The organism is Mycobacterium simiae, assembly GCF_008370645.1.
Taxonomy (GTDB): domain Bacteria; phylum Actinomycetota; class Actinomycetes; order Mycobacteriales; family Mycobacteriaceae; genus Mycobacterium; species Mycobacterium simiae_A.
The window spans coordinates 1-4507 of the sequence record NZ_VTZN01000268.1 but is presented as its reverse complement, the minus strand read 5'-3'; the positions used below and the strand labels follow the sequence as shown (position 1 = coordinate 4507).

Below are 4507 nucleotides of genomic sequence, written 5' to 3'. Positions count from 1 at the left end.
TGGTAGTTAGCCGTTCCCGAGCCGGAGCAGCTCTGTCAGGCTCGCTACTTTGACTCTCGGGCGGTGCTGCGCGATGCCAGCGTCGCGCTCGAAGCGGTCGATCACCTGCCACTGCGCGGCACTGACCAGCTGGGGCTGGCACGACGCGAGCCAGCGCGCGAGTTGGTCAGCACGGTCTGCGGCCTCGCCGCCGGCGTCCGGTTGGGCCGCCAGGTCAGCGAGCAGCGTGTCGACGGTGTCTTGGGCGCATTTCTTGTTGGTACCGATCACTCCGGTCGGGCCGCGCTTGATCCAGCCGACGACGTATTCGTTGCGACTGCCAGCTATTCGGCCGTTGGCGTGCGGGATGGTGGCACTGCGGGTGTCGAATGGCAGCCCGGGCGTGGGGACGCCGCGGTAGCCAACCGATCGCACCACTAGCTGCACCGGCAGTTCCTGCCGCGCGCCGGTGTCCTTGGCCACCATGCGCCCGCTGTCGTCGGTGACCAGTTCGTTGCTGCCGAGCACCATGCTTGCCACCGTGTCGTGCCCTTTGATTTCGATGGGAGACGTCAGGAACCGCAACACGATTCGCCGGTGGCCGGGGCGGGGAGTGCGGGCTGCGTAGTCGCGCAGCACCTTGATGTTTTGTTTGGCGACTTTGCCGGCCGCGGCCCCGTCGTCGTCGGTAATGCCGTCCAGTTGCGCCGGGTCGACGACCACGTCGACCCCTTCGAGCTCGCCCAGCTCGCGTAACTCCAGGGTGGTGAAGGCGCTTTGCAGCGGGCCGCGCCGACCGATGATCAGCACCTCCTCAATGCTGCAGGCGCGCAATGATTCCAATGCGTGATCGGCGATGTCGGTGGTAGCGAGCACGTCGGGGTCGGTCACCAGGATGCGGGCGACGTCGACTGCGACATTGCCGTTTCCGACTACGACGGCGCGGGTGCCCGACAGATCAGGTGCCATCTGTTCAAAGTGTGGGTGCGCGTTGTACCACCCGACGAAATCGACCGCCGCGACGCTGCCCGGCAAGTGTTCGCCAGGGATGTTGAGGGGCCGGTCGGACTGGGCGCCGACGGCGTAGATCACTGCGTCGTAGCGCTCGGCGAGTGCTGCGGCTTGGACATGCTCGCCGACCGTGATGTTGCCGAAGAAGCGAAAACGGGGGTCCTGGGCCGTCTTGTCGAACTGCTGGCTGACCGATTTGATCTTGGGGTGATCTGGTGCCACGCCGGAGCGCACCAAGCCCCATGGCGTGGGCAGCATTTCCAGCATGTCGACTGCGACCTGGGTCTGGTCGGCGGCTTTCAGCAGTGATGCCGCGGAAAAGAACCCGGATGGGCCGGAACCCACAATCGCGACGTGGTGTGGACGGGTCATGGGACTGATGTTTCTCGTTTCCCGGGGATGGGGGTAGCGGTTTCGATGTTGTGTTGTCACAAACGCGGGTTGTGTCCCGGTTTTCATGGTTTCATCAACCATGCCCCTCAGTTCCCGTATGCCCGAACTCGCTTCGTTCGAGATTTTTCTGGCAATCGCTGAGACAGGAAGCCTCAGCAGCGCCGCGCGCGAACTGGGACTGACTCAACAAGCCCTGTCCAAGCGGCTCGCGTCGATGGAAGCCCAGATCGGCGTGACGCTGGCCGCACGAACCACTCGTGGCTCACAACTCACGCCCGCCGGCTTGATCGTCGCCGAGTGGGCCGCGCGCTTGCTTGACGTTGCCAACGAGGTCGACGCGGGTTTGGGCTCGCTGCGGGAGGAAGGTCGCCAGCGGATCAAAGTGGTGGCCAGCCAGACGATCGCCGAACAGCTGATGCCGCACTGGTTGCTGGCCCTGCAGGGCGCGGCCGCGAAGCGCGGTCGCACCGCCCCCCAAGTTATCCTGACGGCGACCAACAGCGAGCATGCGATCACCGCTGTCCGAGATGGCGTCGCCGATCTCGGTTTCGTCGAAAATCCAGGTCCGCCAAAAGGATTGGGCAGCTGCGTGGTGGGACACGATGCACTGGTGATCGTGGTGCCGCCCGGTCACAAGTGGACCCGACGGGCGCACCCGGTGACTGCACAAGAACTCGCACAGACACCCCTGGTCACCCGCGAGCCCCGTTCGGGCATCCGCGATTCGCTGACCGTGGCGCTGCGTCAGGTACTGGGAGACGACATGCAGCAAGCGGCTCCCGTGCTCGAATTGTCCTCCGCCGCGGCCATGCGGGCCGCGGTTCTGGCCGGCGCCGGACCGGCGGCAATGAGCCGGCTGGCAGTTGCCGATGACCTGGCAGTCGGTCGGTTACGCGCCGTCGCGGTCCCTGAATTGGACCTAAGGCGCCAGTTTCGAGCCATTTGGGTCGGCGGGCGCACTCCACCCGCCGGGGCGATCCGAGACCTGCTCAGCCATATCACCACAACATAGATTGCCGCGACCGTCGACTTGTCGCGACGTATTGCGCCCTTATCCCGCAACAAGTCGACGTTGGGCGAACGGGTTTAGGCTGCGATGTTGGCGGCCAGCGCGTGGTCGTAGCGGTCGAGCAAGGTCTCGGCCACTAGCCGATGTGCGCCCAACGGTTGCGCCATCGCAATGCCATTGTCACGCGCGTAATTCCACACCCGATCGGTGATGAGTCCCGGTGCCAGGAACCAGGGCGCGATCACCAGCCGGCGGGCGCCGCGGCGCCGCAACTGCGCGACGGCAGCAGCCACCGATGGTTCAGGCCGGGTGGCGAAGGCGATCGTGGCGCCCGCCCACCGGCTGCCCTCGGCAAGTTTGGCGGCGACCTGTGCAGTGCGTGCGTTGGCTGCGGCGTTCGACGAGCCGATCGCGACCACCACCACGCCGAGGTCGTGGTCGAGCGGGCACACCCGCAGTTCCGCGAGGCGCTCGCGTAAAACCGACACCAGGCGATCGTCTTCGCCAAGCACATCGGCCTGGCGGATGCCGCGCACACCGGCGCGCTCGATCTGGTTGGGGATGTCGCGGCGCGCATGATAAGCACTGGCCAGCAGCAGCGGGCTGACGACGGCCCGGCGGCCGTTCGGCAATGCGGTCAGCGCGTCGGCGAAGCTCGGCTCGGCCAATTCCAGGAACGCCAGCTGCACGTCGAGGCGGGGCCGCATGCTGGTGAGCTCGGCCGCGATGGCTCGGGCGTTAGCTGCCGATCGCGGATCCTTGCTGCCGTGCGCGGTCAGTATCAGGGTGCTCATGAGGCGTGCAATCCGCATTCGGTCTTGGACTGCCCTTGCCAGCGTCCACTGCGCGAGTCAGCACCTGCGGCGGGTTTGCTGGTGCATGGTGCACAGCCGATCGATGGGTAGCCTTCTTCGACCAGCGGGTTGACCAGTACGTTGTGCTGTTCGATGTAGGTCTGCACTTCCTGGTCGGTCCAGGCGGCCAGCGGGTTGACCTTCACCAGGCGAAAGCTTTCGTCGAAGCTGATCAGCGGGGCGTTGGCGCGGGTGGGTGACTCCACCCGACGGATTCCGGTGACCCAGGCCGAATACCCACTCAGCGCTTGGGCCAGTGGGACAACCTTACGCAGCCGGCAACACTCGTTGGGATTGCGGGCGAACAGGTCAACACCCAGCAGCTCGTCCTGCTCGGCCACCGTGTGCTCGGGGACGACGTCGAGCACACGGACGTCGTAGACGGATTCGACAGCGTCGCGGGTGCCGATGGTTTCGGCGAAGTGGTAGCCGGTGTCGAGGAAGAGCACCGGCACGCCCGGGCGCACCCTCGAGGCCAGGTCCACCAATACGGCGTCTTGCATGTTGGAGGCGACCACATAGTTGCACGTGGCCCATCCGCGGGGCCCGTTGATGCCGCCGAAGTGCAGTTCGGTCCAGCGCAACAGGTCGGCGGCGCTGGCACCGTCCAACTCGTCGGCACCGCGCGCGGCCAGCTCACGTAGCTGCGCCTCGGTATAACTCATCTCGTCGTCCTCGGCTCGGTTCTGGTGGACTTATCGCAAGTCGGCCTCCTCGGCCCGCAATGCCCAGGTTGCAAACCGTTCGCCGCGTTGTCGCTGCGCGATGAAGTTGCGCACCACCCGGTCGATGTAGTCACCGAGTTCGTCACTGGTGACCTTGTGTTGGCGCAGTTTTCGGCCGAAGCCGCTATCCTCGCCGAGGCCACCGCCCAGGTGCACCTGGAAGCCCTCGACCGGTTTGCCGTCCCCGTCGTCGACCATTTGGCCCTTGAACCCGATATCGGCGACCTGGATGCGGGCGCATGAGTTGGGGCATCCGTTGATGTTGACGGTGATCGGCACGTCGAGGTCAGCGTTGATGTCGGCCAGGCGGCCTTCCAATTCGGGCACCAATGTCTGTGCCCGGACCCGGGTTTCGGCGAAAGACAGCTTGCAGAACTCGATGCCGGTGCAGGCCATCATGTTCTTGCGCCACGACGAGGGCCGGGCCGGCAGGCCGATGGCATCCAGGCCGGTGACCAGTTCGTCGACCTTGTCGTCCGGGACGTCGAGGATGACCAGTTTCTGGTAGGGGGTGAACCGCGCCCGGTCCGAGCCGG

4 protein-coding genes and 1 pseudogene are annotated in these 4507 nt (G+C 65.8%); 1 reads left to right on the top strand and 4 read right to left on the bottom strand.

Going from position 1 to position 4507, the window contains the following annotated elements; genetic code table 11:
* Positions 1-6: 6 nt before the first annotated feature.
* Positions 7-1362: an FAD-dependent oxidoreductase gene (locus F0Q45_RS24485; protein ID WP_149656356.1), complete on the bottom strand. Its 1356-nt coding sequence runs from the start codon at positions 1360-1362 to the stop codon at positions 7-9.
* Between the two features lie 100 nt (positions 1363-1462).
* Between F0Q45_RS24485 and F0Q45_RS24480 the strand changes: the two genes are divergently transcribed.
* Positions 1463-2395, top strand: coding sequence for a LysR family transcriptional regulator (locus F0Q45_RS24480; RefSeq protein WP_149656355.1), 933 nt, complete (start codon positions 1463-1465; stop codon positions 2393-2395).
* 74 nt (positions 2396-2469) lie between these two features.
* Here F0Q45_RS24480 and F0Q45_RS24475 read toward each other — a convergent pair whose 3' ends face one another.
* The 3 genes and pseudogenes from F0Q45_RS24475 to F0Q45_RS24465 form a co-directional block, all read right to left on the bottom strand.
* Entirely contained in the window at positions 2470-3186 is a 717-nt protein-coding gene (locus F0Q45_RS24475) for a sirohydrochlorin chelatase (protein ID WP_149656354.1), read from the bottom strand.
* Entirely contained in the window at positions 3183-3911 is a 729-nt protein-coding gene (locus F0Q45_RS24470) for a phosphoadenylyl-sulfate reductase (protein WP_149656353.1), read from the bottom strand. The genes F0Q45_RS24475 and F0Q45_RS24470 overlap by 4 nt, the downstream gene beginning before the upstream one ends.
* Positions 3912-3941: 30 nt before the next feature.
* Positions 3942-4507, bottom strand: a pseudogene (locus tag F0Q45_RS24465) (nitrite/sulfite reductase); the annotation flags it as partial.